This window comes from Streptomyces abyssomicinicus (assembly GCF_008974245.1).
Lineage (GTDB): Bacteria > Actinomycetota > Actinomycetes > Streptomycetales > Streptomycetaceae > Streptomyces > Streptomyces abyssomicinicus.
Map to the genome: position 1 here is coordinate 1,769,758 of NZ_BBZI01000005.1, position 17,723 is coordinate 1,787,480.

The window sequence follows — 17,723 nt, forward strand, 5'->3', positions numbered from 1 at the left end:
AGGCGTGAGCACGCTGATCGTCGGCCACGCGGTGCCCTCGTCCTCGGCCCGCGTGGTCAGCGGCGAGGGCCTCCTCCGCCTGACCACGCGGGCATGCCCCGGCCGGAGCAGCACCCGCACCGCCCCCGACCAGAGGCCCGTCAGGTGCCCGCTGCCCCGGCGCCGGCAGCTCAGCCGGTATTGCTCGCCGTCGTCGCGATGGCGGCGAACTGCGGGGCCGTGCTGTCGTAGGGCGATCCGGTCAGATCGCCGAGGACCTCGACCTCGGCGAAACCGGCTCCCTTCAGCTCACCGATCAGCTCCCGCCGGGTGAAGTAGCGCACCCAGTTGAAGAAGGTCCTTCTCCGGTCCGCCTCGAAGATCTCGTACTTGTCCAGCGATACGTGCTCGCTCTCGTACCGGTAGGTGTTGTGGAAGCCGAAATAGGGCCGGGCGGACCAGAATCCGTCCATGAGGGACGGCGCGTAGGTCGCCTGCTCCCGCACGTGAGTGAACGCGGATGCGGAGTCGACGTCGAAGACGAAGGAACCGCCTGCGTCGAGGTGCTCGCGGACCGTACGAAGGAGCGCCTGCCGGCCGGTCGGGGGCAGCGCACAGTAGTCACGCATGACCAGGATGATCAGGTCGTACCGAGCGTCGTCACGGTAGGTGAGGTAGTCCTGGCGCAGATGGCGGACGGACAGCCCCTCGGCGCGTGCCAGTGACGTGGCGTGGTCGAGCGAGCGGGAGGAAAGATCCAATCCGGTCACGGACGCACCGGTACGGGCGAGGCGCGTGGTGTAGAGACCGGGGCCACAACCGAAATCCGCGACGCGAAGGCCCGCGCCGACACCGAAGCGGTTGATGATCCAGGCCACGATCCGGTCCACGTACTCCGCCCGATAGGAGGACAGGTCGACGTGCGGGTCGAGGTGAGCGCCGAGCATCCGCGCGGAAATGTGCGGGTCGGTCCACAGGTCCGGGGTGGTCACCTCCGCGTAGACGGCGGGGCGGGCGTTGATGGCTGAGAGCTCTTCGAACATGCGGCACTTCCGTGATTTCTGGGAGGTTTGGGAGGGTGCAGAAGGAGGCCGGCATGCCGCGCGCGGCAGGAGGCGACTCCCGCGACGCTGTCGGGGGAGTGCCGGGTATTCGCCCAGGACGACTGCGCCGAGGACGACTGCGCCCAGGGCGGCTCAGGGGCGCCTGCTGGTCACGGCATGCCGATCAGGCAGACCGGGCCTGCGTGCCCGTCGGACACGCAGGGGCCGGCGGACTGCCGGGGCACGGGAACTTCAGACTTACTGGCGCATGAAAGCAACCATAGGCGCATCCACGACGGGCTCTGCACCATGCATCTCACGGTGGACAGCAGTTCCCCTCGCCGTGGCGGCCGACAAGACCGACGCCCGTGTGCTCCGCGTGGCTGGAGGTCCGGTCGATCGCGGCGCGTTTTGCAAACCTACCTATCGATAGGTAGGTTTTGGTCATGAGCAACGTCGCCGCCCCATCCATCCGTGCCGTCGGGCTCGGCCGGAACTTCGCCGAGCGCACCGCGGTGCACCGGCTCGACCTGGAAGTGAACCCCGGAGAGGTCTACGGGCTGCTCGGCCCCAACGGTTCGGGCAAGAGCACCACCGTCCGGATGCTCACCACGATGCTCCGCCCCTCCCTGGGTACTGCCCAGGTCGCCGGGGCCGACATCACCCGTGACCCCGCGACGGTCCGCCGCCGCACCGGGGTCGTCCTCCAGGGCACCGCACTCGACCCCCTCATGTCCGCCCGAGAACTGCTGCGCCTGCAAGGGCGACTCCAGTCACTCACCGCCCGGCAGGCCCGCGCACGCTGCGCCGAGCTTCTCGCCGCCTTCGACGCGCAGGAGTTCGCCGACACCCCGGTCGGCAAGCTCAGCGGGGGCCAACGCCGCCGGGTCGATCTCGCCGTCGCTCTGGTCCAGCGCCCGGACGTCCTCTTCCTGGACGAACCCACCACAGGGCTCGACCCGGCCAGCCGCCGGGGTCTGTGGGACCAGATCCGCGCACTGTCCGCCAACCACGGCGTCACCGTCCTGCTGACCACCCAGTACCTGGAAGAAGCCGACCAGCTCTGCGACCGCGTCGGCATCCTCCGCGCCGGACGCCTCATCGCCTCCGCCGCCCCGCACGCCCTCAAGGAGCAGGCCGGCGACCGCGTCCTGACCCTGCGCTTCCGCGATGCCTTTGCCGCCGGCCAGGCCCGGGAGCTGCTCACAGCCAGGGGCGAGCAGCTCCACACGGCCGAAGCCGCCCCTCACGCGGTGAGCATCCGGCTCGCCCGCCCCGGAGCCGACGGGGAGACGCTGCTCACCCTGGCCTCCGTCGGCCTGCACGCCGAATCCCTGACCGTCGAGGAACCCAGCCTGGAAGACGTCTTCCTCCGCCTGGCCCTCACACCGGAAGGCGCCACCGCCGCATGAGCACGATCGCCACCGCCGTCGTCGGCCCCGCGGGCCCGTCCGCCACCCCGAAGTCGTGGGCGGCCCTGGGACCGTTGACCGCCCGCTCGCTGAGGTCCTGTCTCCGTACGCCCGCCCTGCTCCTCTCACCACTGCTCACGAGCGCGTTCTTCCTGATCATCTACGAGGGGCAGCTGTCCTCGGTCACGACCGGCGTGGCTCCCGGCGGCCGCTACATCGACGTCGTCCTGCCCCTGTGCCTGCTCACCACCGCCTTCACCGGCGGCGCCACCGCAGGGCAGTTGCTGGTGAGCGACATCGGCTCGGGCTATCACGCACGGCTCTGGCTCACCCCGGTCGGCCGGTGGACTCTCATCACCGCACCCGTCCTGGCCGGCGTCGTCGTCCTGACCGCTCAGGCCGCTGCACTCACCGGACTCGGCCTGCTGCTCGGCCTGAGTCCCGTCTCCGGTGCCCTCGCCCTCCTGGCTCTCATCGGCGCCACCGTCCTGCTGGGGACGGGGTTCCTGCTGCTGGCCGCCGCGGTCGGCCTCCACACCGGCAACAGCTCGGCAGTCGGTTCCGTGACCCTGGTCTTCTTCCCGCTCTCCTTCTTCACCGCCACCTTCGTCCCGCGTGACCAGCTCGGCGGCTGGATGGCCCACGCTGCGGACATCAACCCGCTCACCCCGCCCCTGGAGGCCATGCGCAGCCTGCTCACCGCGCCCTGGAACGAGCAGAACCTGCTGCCGGGCGCCCTCGTCGCAATCGCCATCCTGGTCGTGGGCGCTGCCGCGGCCCACCTCGCCCTGACCCGCCGTACCCGTACAGGAGTCTGACCACCATGCCCCGCCAGACCGACACCCGCGCCCGTGCCCGCGACGAGTTCGCCCGCCGGCTCACCGACTACGGCTACCTCGGCGTCTCCCTCGACGACATCGCCAAAGCCGTCGACGTGAAGAAGGCCAGCCTCTACCACCACTTCCCCGGCGGAAAGCCCGCCCTGTTCATGGAGGTGGCCGACCACTACACCAGGGAGGCCTCGGCCCTCCTCCAGAGTGCACTCGCCACCCCTGGCACCCTGCGCGACAAGCTCCTGGCACTCGCTGCCTCCTACGCCGAGGGCACCTACAACTCCGCGCTCAGCAACCAGATCTACTACGCGATCCGTCACCTCGAGGACGAGCAGCGCGCCGAGGTCTCCCACGCATACGTGCGCGGCCTCATCCAGCCCGTCACCGACCTCATGGCCCAGGCGGTGGCCACGGGCGAGCTACGGGAAGCCGACCCGGGGTTCCTCGCCACCGCGTTCCTGGAGCTGGCCGCCACCGTCCGTCCCCCGGAGGACGACCACACCCCGGCCTCCGCCGACCGCCTGGCCGAGGACGTCGTCGACCTCTTCCTGCGAGGAGCCGGGCCGGACACCCCCTGACCTGCTGAAGCTTCTACCGGCCGCCGTACAGGCCCACGGCCTGCACGGCGGCCCTTGGAGCCTGCTTCTGCGACCGGTCGCCGGGGGTGGTCCCGATGCAGGCGATGGACGCCGGGCGCGGGCTTCGCCCGGGCGGACGCCCTTCGTCGCGTCGGATGCGCGAGGACCGGGACTGCCGTCAGCGGATGCCGAGGGCGACGATCTGGGTGATCGCCTCCTGGGCGAAGTTGTCGTCGCTGACGAGGATCAGCAGCCGTTCGCCGGAGGGCAGGTCCGGGCCCCACGTCATGCCCTCGGTGTTGTCGATGGCGGAGAGCCCCAGGGTGTCGAAGTCCGCGACGAGTTTCTTGCTCATCGGCGTGACGGACCGTCCGGCCAGCGACTCCCTCTCCCGCACGTCGGTCGCCCCGCGCGTGGTGGCGTCGAAGAGACGGACCTTGTAGCCCGCGCCGGCGACCCAGGTGCGTTCGAGCACGAGATAGCGGTTGGGCTGGTCGGGGAAGGCGAGGATGGACGGGACTCCGGTGTCCGGTCCCCAGGGACTGTCGGGGTCGTTCTCGGCGAAGATCTTCTCCAGCGGATAGGCGAACTGCCCGAGCACCCGGCCATCGCGGTTCTGCTGGGTGACGCGGACCAGCGCGCCGTTGTTCACGTCGGGCTCCGGGCCGTCCTGGAGGAGCGGGCCCTCGATCGCGCTGGTCACCACCTTGCCCTTGGAGCCGAAGGTGATCGCCTCGATCGCCTGGTTCCGGCGCGGGCCGCGCTCTTCCATCGTGATCTCGTAGTTCGCCGGCAGCGGCAACTGCCCGAGGTGGCCGCCGGTGGTGGAGGCGTGCTGGATGGACGGCTGGAGGACCGGCGGGCCGGCCACCTTGGGCCGGTCGCCCTCCTGCGCCCACCAGTAGGTGCAGTCGCGCGGGTCGACCCGGATCTCCTCCGGGTCGACGGCCTTGCCGTCGCCCAGGGTCGGCGCCGGATAGACCGAGCCGTCGGGCTGGAGGAAGGAGTGGGTTCCGGTGAAGTCGACGGCGTGCACGCCCTTGGCGTCCACGTCCAGCCTGGCCGTGTAGAAACGGGCGGGCTGGAGGTAGGAGCGGTCGTCGCTGATGAACACGTACTCGCCGGTGCACGGGTTGCGGTCGATGCCGGAGAGGCCGCCGACCGTGGTGTCCTGGTAGGCGAGCTTGTGCGGAACGGTCTTTTCGCCGAGCAGGCGGGCCTGTACGGCACGCCCCGCCCCCTGACCTGGATCGTCCGGTTGCGCGGCGGCCACCGCGGGGGTCAGGGTCGAGGCCAGGAGCAGGGCTGCGGCGCACGCGCGGCGCGTCAGGGAAGAACTCACCCAATGATCTTCGCCCGTTACGGGCTGAGGCGCAGTCACCCGATCGGGTAGGACCCGTCCGTCGAGGTCGTGCGGCGACCGGAGGAGCGGACGCGGGAATGCGACTACGTCGTCGTCGGAGCCCGCCCGGCGAGCAACCTCACCGTCTTGACGACCACCCGCGCACTGCGCGTCGTGACGGAGGCCCCGCGCCGCGGGGGCCCTACGTGCCCACGGCATCGGCGTCGTCCGCGACCGGGGGAAGAGGTCGCGATCGCCACGGTTCAGCGGGGCAGCCCCAACTCGCCGGCGCGCAAACCGGCCTGGAAGCGGGAGCCGGCCTCGAGTTCGGCCATCAGCCTGGCCACACGCCGCCGGTACGTGCGCAGTGAGACGCCGAGTCGTCTGGCCGCCGATTCGTCGGTGAGCCCCGAAGCGAGGGCTTCGAGGATCACGCGGCCGTCGGCATCGAGGTGCGGGACGTCTGTGCGTAGATAGGTCTCGAGATCGACGGCGGCGTCCCAGAGCGCCCGGAGGAGCGAGTGCACGCCCTCGACCAAGACCGGTGACGTCGTCACGATGTACTCCCGTCCGGTGGGGGTCTCCTGGCCGGCGAGGATCATCACCCGCCGGTCGATGAGGATGGTCTCGTGCGGCAGAGGCGAACGGCTGATCCGCACGAGAGCGCCCCTGCTGCGCACAAGCCGCAGGTGGGCGCGGGCCTCCTCGTCGGCCAGTGCCACCGGGCTGAGCAGTTTGCGAGGGGTGACGGCAGCAGGACCTGCCGCCCGCATCCGATTCCGGACCGCGGCCCTGGTTCCCGGTTGCGACCAGGTCCTGAGGTCCCGGGCGGCGCACAGGAAATCGGTCCGCACGGACGCGAAGAGATGACCTGCGCGCGCGATCAGCTCTGCGTCTCCCCGCACCGAAAACAGCTCGTCGCTCCCCATTCCGTCAGTCTGGCAGCAAGTTGCCACGAACTCGCCGGGAGTCGTGCCGGCGGACACCATGAGCGTCATGACGAGCAAGACGTTCTCCCTCGGCGCAGAGCTGACGGTCGATCGACTCGGATTCGGCGCGATGCGCCTGGCGATGGGTACCTTCGCCGGTCCGGCGAGAGATCCCGAGACGGGCATCGCGGTGCTCCGCCGGGCTGTGGAGCTGGGGGTGAACCACATCGACACGGCCGGCTTCTACGGCAGGGACGCGGTGTGGGCCAACGAGCTGATCCGTGCTGCCTTGACCCCCTACCGTGACGACCTGGTGATCGCGACCAAGGTGGGGCCGTTACCGGGACCGAACGGTGTGCCGAGTGGGCAGGCGACGGCTGCTCAACTGCGTGGCCTGATCGAGGCGGAGCTGCGCAGTCTGGGACTGGACCGGCTCGACCTGGTCTATCTGCGGGTGGGCGGAATGACCGGGCCGGGCCATGAGTCGATCGCCGAACGGTTCGCGGTCCTGGCGGAGCTCCGTGCGGAGGGGCTGATCCGGCACCTGGGCGTCAGCAACGTCGACGCCGCCCAGCTTGCCGAGGCCCGGGCGATCGCCCCCGTCGCGGCCGTGCAGAACCGGCACACCAGCGGGATGGAGCTGCTGGCGGAGTGCGAGGAAGCGGGCATCGCGTACGTGCCGTACTTCCCGCTCGGCGGCGGAGTCGGCAGCAGCCCGCTCGACGCCGAACGGCTCCGCAAGGTCGCAGCACGTCTGGGCGCGACCACGGCGCAGGTCGCGATCGCCTCGCTGCTGACGAGCTCCCCGACGGTACTGGTGATCCCGGGTACCGGTTCACTCGCACACCTGGAGGAGAACCTTGCGGCACACGCCCTCGAACTCGGCGACCAGGACCTCAGCGACCTACGCGGCCAGGGGGTTCCAGACGGTCCTGTTCGATGTCCCGCTCCGGACGGTTCCAGCAGCGGGGCGGGGGAGCCGCGATGACGGTCGGGGGTGGTCGGGTGGGTTCAGTCGCCTCCGCCGAAGTCGCCGCTGTCCGAGCCGCCGTCATGGGTGTCCGAGTCGGCCGTGTCGTCGAGGTCGTGCCGGGGGGTCGTACGGCCGCTGCGGCTGGGGCTGTCCGCCGGGCGTGAGCTTGTTGTCCTGGGAGGTGTGCGCCGGTCGGACGGCGTGGACGAGCTGACGACGGCCACCCGGTGGCGAGTGATGCTGTCCTCGCCGGCCAGGGCCCGGTTGACGGCGGCGCGGCAGTGACGGGTGAAGCGGGGCCAGGGGCGGGCCGTACGGGCGGGCCAGATCGCCGCGAGGGCGGCCAGCACGGCCCACAGCGGTATCCAGACGGTCGTCCACATGCCCGGATCCCTGGAGGGAAGTCCGGGCACGGGCACCGGACACCGCGCGATCATCGCGTGCAGGGACAGGCCGAACGCAGTGACGAGGGCGGCCGTCAGCGAGCGGGTGCGGTATGTGCCGAACATGCTGCGCAGCGGCGGACGACGTGACCGGAGGACCTTGCGGAACCGCGCGAAGCGGGAGTCCTCCAGCAGCTCGTACACCGTGGTGCCCTCGTGCCGGCGCAGGGTTGTCACGAGCGCTGCCCGTACCGGGTCCTTCTGCGTGCCGAGGCGTCCGCGCCGCACCGTGATCCGGCCCGTCTCGTCGACCTCGGCGTCGCCGGCCAGGACCAGCAGGCGGACGGCCACCTGCGCGGCGTAGCCCTGCTGTTGTGGCGACGCGCCGTCCCACGAGGCGCCGAGCCACCACGCCGCCTGGATCGGATCCACACCCGCTGCGAGGACGTCCTTCAGGAACGTGCGCTCGTCCCGTGTGCGCCGCCACCAGGCCGCGTACAGCGCCGCGTTGACTCCTGCGAACGCGATCAGCCAGCCGGCGGCGATCCATGCCATGCCGCCGCTCATGACAGGGAACCCGCCGCCCCGCTCGATGGGTATGACACCGGACACCACCCCCGCCGGCCGCCTTGTCTCCCCACGTCTGCCGCCAACGGCCGTATGCAGCAGTCCACTTGGCGAAGTCTGCCACCATGCCGGGCAGCCGGCCTCGAGTGCGCCATGGTTCTCACTGACGCACCACCGATGCGAGCGGACCGGCCGTGCCGATGGTGAACACGCGTGCGCAGCAAGCGTGAGCCGGTCAAGTGACCTGAGTCAGAGGATTCTCATCCCGTTCCAGCAACAATGAACCCTGTGGACCGTCCGCTGCACCTCGACCGCGCGCTCGATGAGTTCGACCCGCCGCGCTGGGCGCCTCCTGGCTCCGACGCGACCCCCTGTTGTACCGCGGCGAGCCTCGCACGCTTTCGGTGACCGGTCCGCTGCCCGTCTGCCTGGTCCGTCGTGCTACCCACGGCCACGGTCTTCCTGTACCGCTCGCAGCGACAAGGACACCCGTTCCCGGACCATGTCGACGTCGACGATCTCGGCCGTGATCTCCTGGCCGACGCTGACGACGTCGGACGGGTGATGGAACGGACGCCGGGACAGCTCCGGAATGTTGATCACCGCGGTGAAGCCGCCGATGTCCACGAAGGTGACACCGAAGCCGGCGATGCCCGTCACCGTGCCGGTGACGAGCCTGCCGCGCCGCAGGGTCTTCAGAAAGGCCCAGTCCCGGTCGCTGGGCGTCGGCTCGGTCTGCCAGCGAGCGCGCAGAACACCGTCGCTGTCGGGCAGCACCGCTGTGAACAGGGGGAGATCCTCACCGGCATACACGGAGAGGGTGCCGGCAGCACGCGCGCTGACGAGCCGGGAGGTCACTGCCTCGAACTGGGTCTCGTCCGCGACGGTGCTGGTGATCTGCCCGTTCTCGTCCTCCAGGACGATCTCCACCAGGCCCTCGTCGGGCAGCGACGCCAGAGCCGTGTCGACGTCGGTGAGCAGGTCCGGCCAGACCGCCAACTGGGAGCGCGGGACCAGCTGGGCGCGCACGGTCTCGGCGTTGTCGCGGGTGAGGCGGTGCCAGCGGGAAGTGTTGGAGGCGAAGGACTCCTGCAGGAACACGGCGCGGTGGGTGCTGACGGTCCAGTGCAGACGGGCCCAGAAGTCGGCGTCGGCCGGGCGCTGCACGTACGCGGGTTCCTCGGGGGTGAAGTCGTACGGCGACCTCTCCAGGCGTTCGGGGAACAGCCCGAGCGCGCGGGTGCGGGTCAGCGCGGCTTCGCAGGGGCGGCTGCTGCCTATGTAGAGGTACTGGTCCCAGCCGACGTGCACCGTGAACGCTCCCTCTGCCTCCAGGCGGCACCAGGCGCCGCTGTCGCGGAGCATGACCCGGACGAGTTCCAGGCCCGCGGCGACCGGCACCAGCGCACCGTCGTGGAATCCGGTGGGGCCGGCCGGGAATAGGTCGGCCAGGCCGTAACCGTCGACCGGTGCTTCCAGGCCGAAGTGGGCCAAGCCGCCGAGCTGCGGCTCACGGATGGCCAGTTGCTCGACACCGGTCTCCTGGGCGAAGGCGGCGATGGCCTCCAGGTAGGCGGCTTCGACCGGTCCGTGATCGCTGGTCGCGGGCTCGGTGCCGGTGTAGTGGCCGTGCTGATCGCGGTCGGCGGGGTCGTACTTGGTGACTCGGTGGACGTAGGGCAGCACGTCACTGTCCGCGGGAGGTCGAAGGCGCGGGTACGTTCTGGTGGTGTTCGAGGAGGCGGTGGGCGACGGTGGCGCGGATGAGGGAGGGGCCGACGAGGTCGGCGACGATGTGCTCGCCGGATTGGTGCTGCTGGACCATGCGTTGCTCCGACACAGATCGTGCCCTCGCTTCCATGAGCACGGGCGGGGCGGCATACGGAGTCACCTTTGCCTACCGGTTGTCACGCCTGTGAGGCAATGCTCTGCCAGCCGTTCTCGAGGAGGTCGAAGGCGCGGTTGAGGGCTTCGGTGCTGTCGTGGTGCCGGCGGGCGGCGCGGGGTGCTTCGAGGGCGAAGTGGGCGAGGGCGGTGCAGGCCGGGTCGTCCGCGGGAAGGCCGCTCTCCTCGGCGATGACCTGGGCCAGGGCGGCCGTGTTCTCCAGCCACGTGGCGTGCTGGTAGTCGAGCAGGGCCGGAGTGCTGTTGACCAGTTCCAGGAAGGCGGTGACGCCGGGCTCGTCGCCAGGGCGGAGCCGGCGGTTGCGCAGGGCGTGCTCACGCAGGGCGGCCGGGACGGACTGGCCCTGAGGGCGCTCCCGTACCGCGGCGAGCTGGAGGGCCTTCCTCTCGTCCTGCCGGTCGAAGACCAGGGCCTCCTTGCCGGAGAAGTGCTTGAACAGCGTGGTGGTGGACACATCGGCCGCGTCCGCGATCTCGCGGATGCCGACGTCGTCGTAGCCGCGCTCGAGAAAGAGGCGCAGGGCTGCGTCGGCGATCGCCTGGCGGGTGGCTGCCTTCTTGCGCTCGCGGCGCCCCATCGGCGCGGCGGCGACGTCTCCGTCATCGGGCATGGCGACAGGCTACACCATCAGTGGAACGACCAAAAAAGTGAACTCGTTGCACTTATTTCTCTGGTGTGCTTTTCTGCTGAGGCGGGCCCTTGGAGCTGCCCGCCCCCCATGCCGGACCACAGGAACGGAGCACCACCATGACCATCACGCCCACGCCCGCGCCCCGCATCGCGGTCATCGGCGCCGGCCCCGGCGGCCTGACCTGCGCTCGCGTCCTCCAGGTGCACGGCGTCGCCGCGACCGTCTACGACCGCGCGTCCGGCCCCGACGACCGCAACCAGGGCGGCACCCTCGACCTGCACCCCGACGACGGTCAGGCCGCCCTGAAAGAAGCCGGACTGCTGGAGGAGTTCTTCCGCCTCGCCCGCCCCGAGGGCCAGGAGATGCGGCAGTTCGACGCGGCCACGGGAAACCTCCGCTTCCACCACGAGCCCGCCGAGGGCCAGCTCTCCGCCCCCGAGATCGACCGCGGCCAGCTGCGCGACCTCCTTCTGGACGCCCTCACCCCCGGCACGGTGCGCTGGGGCCACGCCCTGCAGAGCGTCGAAGGTCCCGCCGACGGTCCCCGGCGGCTGCACTTCGCCAACGGCACCGTCGTCGAGGCCGACCTCGTCATCGGTGCCGACGGCGCATGGTCCAAGGTCCGGCGCGTCCACTCCTCCGCCATCCCCCGGCACATCGGCGTCAACTACCTCGAAGCGTGGTTCCACGACGTCGACGACCGGCACCCGGAGATCGCCGAAATCGTCGGCCTCGGCAGTGCCATGGCGGCCGACGGCGACCGCTGCCTGTTCGCCCAGCGCAACAGCGGCGGGCACATCCGCGTCTACATCATCCAGGCCGGCCCCGCCGACTGGCTGGCCCGGGCCGGACTCACCGAGCAGGACACCGACCGGATCCGCACCCTGCTCCTGGACCGCTACCGCGACTGGTCACCGGGCCTGCGCCGACTCCTCACCGACAACGACGGCCTTTACCTGGACCGCCCGCTCTACGCCCTGCCCGTCCCGCACACCTGGGAGTCCGACCCCACCGTCACCCTGCTGGGCGACGCCGCCCACCTCATGCCCCCGCTCGGCGTCGGAGTGAACCTCGCGATGCTCGACGCCTGCGAACTCGCCCTCGCCGTCGCGGGTCACGACACGGTCGCCGACGCCATCCGCGCCTACGAGAAGACCATGCTGCCCCGCTCCACCGAGATGCAGAGCGCCCTCGACGGCGCCGCCGCCGGCCTGCTGTCCGACGAGCCCTTCGACCCCAGCCATCTCGACGCCGACTGAGCACACACCCCGCACGTGGACAGCCCCTGTTTCGCGGTCACCCACTCCTGATGCGTCGGGCTGACCCCGAAGCGAACGGACACCAGCGCATCACGCGCTCACTCGGCCGCGACGGGTGCGGCCGACCTGGCGGCCTGCTCGATCTTCGCGCAGTGGGCCGCACGGGCTTCCTCGTCGATCTGCTCCTCGTATTCGGGGCGCATCCCGGTCCGGCCGTCGAGGCCCTCGCGCAGGACATCGGCGTGCCCTGTATGCCGGTTCGTCTCGCCGAGGACGTGGACCAGGACGGCGAACAGGTTCGTGTTCGGCTGCGGCTCCGGCCACCACGGCACGTGGCCGGGGGCGTCGAGGGAAAGCGCGTCGATCGTCGCGTCCGCGTGTTCCCACGTGCGCCGGTAGTACCCGATGAGCTGCTCGCGGGTCTCGTCCTCGGCCGCCCACAGATCACTGCCGTGGGAGTGGTCCTGCCACCGGGGCAACGGTTCCGCGGAAGGGCGGTCGAAGACCTCGCCGAAGTACCTGGCCTCGACGGTGGCCACGTGTTTGACCAGACCGAGGAGATTGGTCCCGGTCGCGGTCAAAGGCCGGCGGGCGTCGTATTCGGACAAGCCGTCGAGTTTCCAGAGCAGCGCCTTGCGGTCCCGCCGCAGTCTCCCGTGCAAGGTCTCTTTCGCGAAGTCGTCGATCATGCGGCATGAGCCTGCCATGGGGCTGCTCGTGGTCTCAAGGCCTCTCGATGACCTGGAAGCCCGTGGACACCGATTCCGCCGGTCGGAGTCACTGGCAGCCGGACGAGGCGATTCGTGGAAAGGATAAGGAGTGGCCCGTTCAGGGGACGGCTCGGTACGGTCGCCTGGTGTGCGTCTATGCCACGGCTTCCTACAAGCTGCACCACGCGTGCGTGTCGTGTCGTGTCAGCTTCAAGCGGCATGCCGATCCGGAGCGGAAGCATGGCTGCCCGAACTGCGGCAGGTCCCTGATTTGCGCTGGTCACGACTTCGCTCCGCCACCGAGGCGGGACGTGCGCGGATGGTCCGTGGTAGCCGCGGTGCTGGCTGAAGGCCTGCGCTATGAGGGGCGTTCGGCCTGTGGGTGCGGCAGGGAGCCGAAGTTCCGTCCGCGGACGCGCGCCGAACTGCGCGCGCGTCGGCTTGCTGCCGTCAGGGATGGGCTGCCGCTGTCCGAGACGTTGTCCCGGCCGGATCCGCTGACCCCGATCAACCACTGAACCTTCATATCAGCGCTGCCCGAGGGGCGAACCGGCCGGGCCTCGCCTCGCGGGGTCCTCTGAGGGACGCCGTCATGCGAGGAACGGGCCCGGTGGTCGGCGCCGGTGACGAGGACGACCTGTCCGGTGAAGCCGTAGGCGGGATGTCACCGGCCCCGGCCCCGGTCCCGGCCGCGGTCGGTCCGAGGACACCGGAGGTGTCCAGCTCGCGCGGCAGGTCAGGGGAAAAGACCTCCAGGGCCGCCGCGCAGACAGCGGCGCGGGGCACGGGCGCGAGGTCAGACGGCCGGGGCGGCGGCGTACTCGGCATCGGTGACGGGGCTCAGCCAGTGCACGACGTCGTGGTCGGCGTCGCCCTCGTCGATGGCCAGGTGGACCATCAGCCGGTTCGGGGCGGCGCCGTGCCAGTGCTCCTCGTCGGCCTCGAACAGCACGCGGCCCCCGGGCCGGATGACCTCGACGGGTCCACCGCGGCGCTGGCACAGGCCGACGCCTTCGGTGACGAAGACGGTCTGGCCCAGCGGATCTGCCCCGTGACCGTGCCCGGCTGGAGGGATGCCGCCGCCCTCACCCGACCTGCGGAGAACGAGGACGAGTGGCCGCGGAGGCACTCCTGGGGCTCCTCCGTCCAGCTGGGCAGCTGGGCCGGACGGGTCCTGGCCCGGCCCTGATCGGGTGGCCTCCGGGCCGCGTCTCCCGCATCCCTTTCCTGCGGCCCGTCAGACTCCCGGGCACGGTAACCAGGAGCGGTGGGAGCGTGTCATGACACGGCCGAACCAGGGACAGAGGCCGACGATCTGCCTCTGCATGATCGTGAAGAACGAGTCCGGAGTCATCGAGCGGTGTCTGGAAGCGGTACGTCCGCTCATCGACACCTGGATCATCGACGACACCGGGTCCACCGACGGCACCCAGGAGTTGGTCCGCAAGGTACTCGACGACATTCCCGGCGAACTCCACGAGGAACCGTGGGTCGACTTCGGCCACAACCGGACGGCGAACCTCCGTCGCGCCCGGGGCCAGGCCGACTACCTCCTCCTCCTGGACGCGGACATGGTCCTCCGCCGCGAGGCCCCACTGCCCGAACTCACCGCCGACGCCTACATGCTGCGCCACGCCGGCCCGCTCGAGTACCGCGTCAAACGTCTCGTCAGGGCGGACATGCCCTGGCGGTACGAGGGTTCCACCCACGAGTACCTGACGGTCGATGCCGATCACACCACCGTCGACCTCGATGCGCTGGTCGTCGACCACCGGGCGGACGGCGGGTCCCGCTCCGACAAGTTCACGCGCGACGCCGTCCTGCTCCGCCGCGAACTCGGTCGCGACCCGGACTCCTCCCGGGCCGTCTTCTATCTCGCGCAGACACTGCGCGACCTGGGCGAGCGGGAGGAGGCGATCGCGCTGTACGAGCGCCGGGCGGCGATGGGTGGATGGGAGGAGGAGGTCTACTACGCGCTGCTCCAGGCCGGAGTGCTGCGGGCCGCGGCGGGTGACGAGGAGTGGCCGCGGGCGATGGAGACCTTGGTACGCGCCTGGCAGGCGCGGCCCGAGCGGCTGGAGGCCTGCTACGAGCTGGCCGCCCGACTGCGCAAGCGCGGCCACTACCAGGCGGCGCACGCGTTCGCGGCGGCCGGCGTGAACCGGGCCGCGCCGGCCGACTGGCTCTTCGTCCAGCCGTGGGTCTACAGCTGGGGGCTCCTCTTCGAGTTCTCGATCACCTCGTACTGGGTGGGCGACACGCGAGCCTCGCAGCAGGCGAGTGAGCGGCTGCTGGCCCTCCCCGACCTTCCGGACGACTACCGGCGTCACGCGGAGGCGAACCGGGCGCTCGCGGCGAAGCGTGGCAGGTGACGGTACGCGGCGGCACGTCCGGTGCGTTCGGCGCGTGCCGCGCAGCCGCGCTGCTGGCTCGCGTGACAGGCAAGTGCGGCGTACGTGGCGGGCCCCACGCGTCCCGGCCGGACCTCGGCCAGGGACGCGCGGCGCCCGCGCCGCACGCGACCGTCAGGTCAGCCCGCCTCCCCTTCCGCGGCAGGGCCGGGGAGCGGGGGTTCGGCGTCCGCAGCGATGGGCGTGGAGGAACCGCAGAGCGTCCAGGTCGTCACGCTCACAGTCGTGGATCCCGAGTTCCTGATCTCCAACTGTCCTCCGCCGGTAAACCCGTTCGTGCCACGGAACTCGGAGGTGGTGTCCCCCGTGCCGAGGAACCCGCCGAAGTCGATCATTTGTGACCCGGCCGGGCAGCTGGGCACGTTGACCAACTGTGTCTGATTCGGGCCCACGTTCTGCTGGCCGGCGAAGTTCTGGTAGAACATCTGCCCCCCGGCGGGGCCGGTCGGACCCGTGGGTCCCGTCGGTCCGGTCGGCCCGGAAGTGCCTGTGGCGCCTGCAGGTCCGGTTCCACCTGTGGCGCCCGTTGCACCTGCGGGGCCTGTGGGGCCTGCGGGACCGATGTCACCCTCCGGGCCTTCAGGGCCGATCGGTCCTGTGGCGCCGGTGGCTCCGGTCGTACCTTCGGGTCCTTCAGGACCGGTGGGGCCCGTGTCGCCGGTTGCGCCGGCTGCTCCGGTGGCGCCTTCGGGGCCCGCGGGTCCCTCGGGGCCTGTCGCACCTGCCGGTCCGGTCGCGCCTTCAGCTCCTTGCGGACCGGTGGGGCCGGTTGGCCCCGTGGCACCGGTTGCGCCTTCGGGACCCGTCGCGCCGGTGGCACCCTCTGGGCCTTCCGGTCCCGTGGCACCGGTTGGGCCCGTTTCACCGGTGGCGCCGCTTGCACCGGTTGCGCCTTCGGGACCGGTCGCACCCGCTGGCCCTTCCGGACCTGTGGCACCTGTTTCGCCGGTCGCACCAGTGGCGCCTTCGGGTCCTTCCGGTCCGGTGGGGCCCGTCGGTCCTGTGGCACCGGTTGCGCCCGCGGGTCCCTCTGGACCGATGGCTCCCGTGTCGCCGGTGGCTCCGGTTGCGCCCTCCGGTCCTTCAGGACCGTTAGGTCCCGTGGCCCCGGTCGCGCCGGTGGCGCCTTCAGGGCCCTCGGGTCCTTCAGGTCCCGTGGCTCCGGTTGCGCCTTCGCTTCCTTCCGGACCGGTAGGTCCTGTGTCACCCGATGCGCCTGTAGGTCCCGTATTGCCGGTGGCGCCTTCGGGGCCTGTAGGTCCCTCCGGTCCCGTGGTGCCCTGTGGTCCTTCCGGTCCTTGGGGTCCTGTGGCTCCGGCTGCGCCTTCGGGTCCCTCTGGACCGGTCGGGCCCGTGTCACCGGTCGCGCCGGTAACACCTTGTGGTCCTTCCGGTCCGATGGCACCGGTTGCGCCTTCGGGACCCGTCGCGCCGGTGGCACCCTCTGGGCCTTCCGGTCCCGTGGCACCGGTTGGGCCCGTGTCACCGGTGGCGCCGGTTGCACCGGTTGCACCTTCGGGACCGGTCGCACCCGCTGGCCCTTCCGGACCTGTGGCACCTGTTTCGCCGGTCGCACCAGTGGCGCCTTCGGGTCCTTCCGGTCCGGTGGGGCCCGTCGGTCCTGTGGCACCGGTTGCGCCCGCGGCGCCCTCTGGCCCCTCCGGTCCTGTGACGCCCGTCGCGCCGGTCGCGCCTTCGGGTCCCTGGGGGCCGATCGGACCTGTGTCACCGGTGTCGCCGGTTGCGCCGGCGGTGCCCTGTGGTCCTTCCGGTCCCTGGGGTCCTGTGTCACCCGTCGCGCCCGTGGGTCCCGTATCGCCGGTGGCGCCTTCGGGTCCTTCGGGACCGGCCGGACCCGTGGCACCTGTGTCGCCGGTGGTGCCTTCGGGGCCTGCAGGTCCCTCCGGTCCCGTGGTGCCCTGTGGTCCTTCCGGTCCTGTGGCTCCGGTTGCGCCTTCGGGTCCCTCTGGACCGGTCGGGCCTGTGTCACCGGTCGCGCCGGTGGCGCCTTCGGGTCCTTCCGGTCCGGTGGGGCCCGTAGGTCCTGTGTCACCGGTGGCGCCGGTTGCGCCAGCGGCGCCCTGCGGTCCTTCCGATCCCTCGGGGCCTGTGGCTCCGGTGGTGCCTTCGGGACCGGTCGCACCCTCCGGCCCCGTAGCGCCTTCCGGGCCCTCGGGTCCCTCTGGCCCGGTCGCGCCGGTAACACCTTGTGGTCCTTCCGGTCCGACGGCACCGGTTGCGCCTTCGGGTCCTTGAGGACCGGTTGGGCCCGTTTCACCGGTGTCGCCGGTTGCGCCGGCGGTGCCCTGTGGTCCTTCCGGTCCTTCGGGTCCCGTGGCTCCGGTTGCGCCTTCGGGTCCTTCAGGGCCGGTCGGGCCTGTGTCACCGGTCGCGCCAGCGGCGCCCTCCGGTCCCGTGGCTCCCGTGGCTCCGGTTGCGCCTTCGGGTCCTTGAGGACCGGTTGGGCCCGTTTCACCGGTGTCGCCCGTTGCACCGGTTGCGCCTTCGGGACCGGTTGGGCCTGTCGGTCCTGTGTCGCCGGTGGCGCCTTCGGGTCCTGTGGTGCCCTCTGGGCCTTCTGGCCCTTCAGGTCCTGTGGGTCCGGTGGCGCCTTCGGGACCGGTCGCGCCTTCGGGGCCCTCTGGACCCATTGGCCCTGTGGCGCCTTCGGCTCCTTCAGGGCCCGTCGGGCCGGCCGCGCCTGTGCTGCCGGCCGGGCCGGTGTCGCCGGTGGCGCCTTCGGCTCCTTCTGGGCCGATGGGGCCTG

Annotated in this window: 16 protein-coding genes; 6 read left to right on the forward strand and 10 right to left on the reverse strand. The window is 71.1% G+C overall.

The features are described from left to right. Positions 1-170 precede the first annotated feature (170 nt). Positions 171-1,022: an SAM-dependent methyltransferase gene (locus tag GBN72_RS07540; RefSeq protein ID WP_151770778.1), complete on the reverse strand. Its 852-nt coding sequence runs from the start codon at positions 1,020-1,022 to the stop codon at positions 171-173. A 446-nt stretch (positions 1,023-1,468) separates the two neighbouring features. Here GBN72_RS07540 and GBN72_RS07545 point away from each other — a divergent pair, with 446 nt between their 5' ends. Genes GBN72_RS07545 through GBN72_RS07555 form a run of 3 tightly spaced genes read left to right on the forward strand, consistent with a single transcriptional unit; the run spans position 1,469 to position 3,845 of the window. Continuing rightward, a complete protein-coding gene (locus GBN72_RS07545) occupies positions 1,469-2,434 on the forward strand; it encodes an ABC transporter ATP-binding protein (protein WP_151770779.1) in 966 nt (321 codons plus the stop codon). Further along, positions 2,431-3,252 carry an ABC transporter permease gene (locus tag GBN72_RS07550; protein ID WP_151770780.1) on the forward strand — a complete coding sequence of 274 codons (822 nt, stop codon included), beginning with the start codon at positions 2,431-2,433 and terminating at the stop codon, positions 3,250-3,252. The genes GBN72_RS07545 and GBN72_RS07550 overlap by 4 nt, the downstream gene beginning before the upstream one ends. A gap of 5 nt (positions 3,253-3,257) precedes the next feature. After that, positions 3,258-3,845: a TetR/AcrR family transcriptional regulator gene (locus GBN72_RS07555; protein ID WP_151770781.1), complete on the forward strand. Its 588-nt coding sequence runs from the start codon at positions 3,258-3,260 to the stop codon at positions 3,843-3,845. Between the two features lie 178 nt (positions 3,846-4,023). On the opposite strand, the gene GBN72_RS07560 is transcribed toward GBN72_RS07555, so the two are convergent. Together GBN72_RS07560 and GBN72_RS07565 are read right to left on the reverse strand one after the other, a co-directional pair. Beyond that, the gene (locus GBN72_RS07560; protein ID WP_246212302.1) at positions 4,024-5,187 is read right to left on the reverse strand and encodes an esterase-like activity of phytase family protein; all 1,164 of its coding nucleotides are present in this window, start codon (positions 5,185-5,187) and stop codon (positions 4,024-4,026) included. A 263-nt stretch (positions 5,188-5,450) separates the two neighbouring features. Beyond that, a complete protein-coding gene (locus GBN72_RS07565) occupies positions 5,451-6,116 on the reverse strand; it encodes a helix-turn-helix domain-containing protein (RefSeq protein ID WP_151771011.1) in 666 nt (221 codons plus the stop codon). A gap of 67 nt (positions 6,117-6,183) precedes the next feature. Here GBN72_RS07565 and GBN72_RS07570 point away from each other — a divergent pair, with 67 nt between their 5' ends. Beyond that, entirely contained in the window at positions 6,184-7,104 is a 921-nt protein-coding gene (locus GBN72_RS07570; protein ID WP_151770782.1) for an oxidoreductase, read from the forward strand. A 23-nt stretch (positions 7,105-7,127) separates the two neighbouring features. On the opposite strand, the gene GBN72_RS07575 is transcribed toward GBN72_RS07570, so the two are convergent. The 4 genes from GBN72_RS07575 to GBN72_RS07585 form a co-directional block, all read right to left on the reverse strand. Continuing rightward, positions 7,128-8,027, reverse strand: coding sequence for a hypothetical protein (locus tag GBN72_RS07575; RefSeq protein ID WP_151770783.1), 900 nt, complete (start codon positions 8,025-8,027; stop codon positions 7,128-7,130). Between the two features lie 453 nt (positions 8,028-8,480). Next, positions 8,481-9,725 (reverse strand): S1 RNA-binding domain-containing protein, encoded by a 1,245-nt coding sequence (locus GBN72_RS07580; RefSeq protein WP_246212303.1) that lies wholly within the window; start codon positions 9,723-9,725, stop codon positions 8,481-8,483. Between the two features lies 1 nt (position 9,726). Next, positions 9,727-9,864, reverse strand: a complete 138-nt coding sequence (locus tag GBN72_RS34010) for a hypothetical protein (protein WP_164540434.1) — start codon at positions 9,862-9,864, stop codon at positions 9,727-9,729. Positions 9,865-9,946: 82 nt separating this feature from the next. Next, positions 9,947-10,555, reverse strand: a complete 609-nt coding sequence (locus GBN72_RS07585) for a TetR/AcrR family transcriptional regulator (RefSeq protein ID WP_151770784.1) — start codon at positions 10,553-10,555, stop codon at positions 9,947-9,949. A gap of 137 nt (positions 10,556-10,692) precedes the next feature. Here GBN72_RS07585 and GBN72_RS07590 point away from each other — a divergent pair, with 137 nt between their 5' ends. Continuing rightward, a complete protein-coding gene (locus GBN72_RS07590; RefSeq protein ID WP_151770785.1) occupies positions 10,693-11,835 on the forward strand; it encodes an FAD-dependent oxidoreductase in 1,143 nt (380 codons plus the stop codon). A gap of 98 nt (positions 11,836-11,933) precedes the next feature. Here GBN72_RS07590 and GBN72_RS07595 read toward each other — a convergent pair whose 3' ends face one another. Together GBN72_RS07595 and GBN72_RS07605 are read right to left on the reverse strand one after the other, a co-directional pair. Further along, positions 11,934-12,524 carry a DinB family protein gene (locus GBN72_RS07595; RefSeq protein WP_151770786.1) on the reverse strand — a complete coding sequence of 197 codons (591 nt, stop codon included), beginning with the start codon at positions 12,522-12,524 and terminating at the stop codon, positions 11,934-11,936. Between the two features lie 817 nt (positions 12,525-13,341). Next, complete coding sequence (locus tag GBN72_RS07605; protein ID WP_246212360.1) at positions 13,342-13,620, reverse strand: cupin domain-containing protein; 279 nt, start codon at positions 13,618-13,620, stop codon at positions 13,342-13,344. 205 nt (positions 13,621-13,825) lie between these two features. Between GBN72_RS07605 and GBN72_RS07610 the strand changes: the two genes are divergently transcribed. Further along, a complete protein-coding gene (locus tag GBN72_RS07610) occupies positions 13,826-14,917 on the forward strand; it encodes a tetratricopeptide repeat-containing glycosyltransferase (protein WP_246212304.1) in 1,092 nt (363 codons plus the stop codon). Between the two features lie 158 nt (positions 14,918-15,075). Here GBN72_RS07610 and GBN72_RS07615 read toward each other — a convergent pair whose 3' ends face one another. After that, positions 15,076-15,381 (reverse strand): hypothetical protein, encoded by a 306-nt coding sequence (locus GBN72_RS07615; protein ID WP_151770788.1) that lies wholly within the window; start codon positions 15,379-15,381, stop codon positions 15,076-15,078. Positions 15,382-17,723 lie beyond the last annotated feature (2,342 nt).

What these genes read in the sequence shown, in the direction of transcription:
- GBN72_RS07570 (WP_151770782.1), top strand. Translation starts at nt 6,184, where the DNA reads ATGACGAGCAAGACGTTCTCCCTCGGCGCAGAGCTGACGGTCGATCGA.
- GBN72_RS07585 (WP_151770784.1), bottom strand. Translation starts at nt 10,555, where the DNA reads ATGCCCGATGACGGAGACGTCGCCGCCGCGCCGATGGGGCGCCGCGAG.
- GBN72_RS07555 (WP_151770781.1), top strand. Translation starts at nt 3,258, where the DNA reads ATGCCCCGCCAGACCGACACCCGCGCCCGTGCCCGCGACGAGTTCGCC.
- GBN72_RS07565 (WP_151771011.1), bottom strand. Translation starts at nt 6,116, where the DNA reads ATGGGGAGCGACGAGCTGTTTTCGGTGCGGGGAGACGCAGAGCTGATC.
- GBN72_RS07595 (WP_151770786.1), bottom strand. Translation starts at nt 12,524, where the DNA reads ATGATCGACGACTTCGCGAAAGAGACCTTGCACGGGAGACTGCGGCGG.
- GBN72_RS07610 (WP_246212304.1), top strand. Translation starts at nt 13,826, where the DNA reads ATGACACGGCCGAACCAGGGACAGAGGCCGACGATCTGCCTCTGCATG.
- GBN72_RS07540 (WP_151770778.1), bottom strand. Translation starts at nt 1,022, where the DNA reads ATGTTCGAAGAGCTCTCAGCCATCAACGCCCGCCCCGCCGTCTACGCG.
- GBN72_RS07575 (WP_151770783.1), bottom strand. Translation starts at nt 8,027, where the DNA reads ATGGCATGGATCGCCGCCGGCTGGCTGATCGCGTTCGCAGGAGTCAAC.
- GBN72_RS07550 (WP_151770780.1), top strand. Translation starts at nt 2,431, where the DNA reads ATGAGCACGATCGCCACCGCCGTCGTCGGCCCCGCGGGCCCGTCCGCC.
- GBN72_RS07615 (WP_151770788.1), bottom strand. Translation starts at nt 15,381, where the DNA reads ATGTTCTACCAGAACTTCGCCGGCCAGCAGAACGTGGGCCCGAATCAG.
- GBN72_RS07590 (WP_151770785.1), top strand. Translation starts at nt 10,693, where the DNA reads ATGACCATCACGCCCACGCCCGCGCCCCGCATCGCGGTCATCGGCGCC.
- GBN72_RS07545 (WP_151770779.1), top strand. Translation starts at nt 1,469, where the DNA reads ATGAGCAACGTCGCCGCCCCATCCATCCGTGCCGTCGGGCTCGGCCGG.
- GBN72_RS34010 (WP_164540434.1), bottom strand. Translation starts at nt 9,864, where the DNA reads ATGGTCCAGCAGCACCAATCCGGCGAGCACATCGTCGCCGACCTCGTC.